Genomic DNA, 305 nt, shown 5'->3' with positions numbered 1-305 from the left:
ATAGTCCTCACACAACTGGTCAACACCGTTCCATTGTAACAGTACCGGGTCATAGCTGCGCGCACCATAGTCATACCAATCCAGCCCGTGCATCCGGTCAAGCTCCTTGCCGTTGTATTTGTACTGCTGTATGGAAGGATTCTTTCCCGCATCGGCGAAGCTGTTCCCGAAAGGATAGTAGTGCGTGCTCTGCTCTATGGCTCCGCTTTCGTTTACCACCGCACGGTTGTTTCCCAAATGGTCCTTCACGTAATAATGGAACGTGAATTTGTTTGAATTATTGTCGTCGCAGGAGACATAACCGC

At 49.8% G+C, this 305-nt stretch carries 1 protein-coding gene; it reads right to left on the bottom strand.

Annotated features, from left to right (window positions below):
• On the bottom strand, positions 1-305 hold a 305-nt coding region (locus E5358_RS14965), incomplete at both ends, for an RHS repeat-associated core domain-containing protein (protein WP_277821340.1).

The organism is Palleniella muris (genome assembly GCF_004792655.1).
GTDB classification, from domain to species: domain Bacteria; phylum Bacteroidota; class Bacteroidia; order Bacteroidales; family Bacteroidaceae; genus Prevotella; species Prevotella muris_A.
Note: the sequence above shows the minus strand (reverse complement) of the source record. Positions and strands in the feature narration are given on the sequence as shown.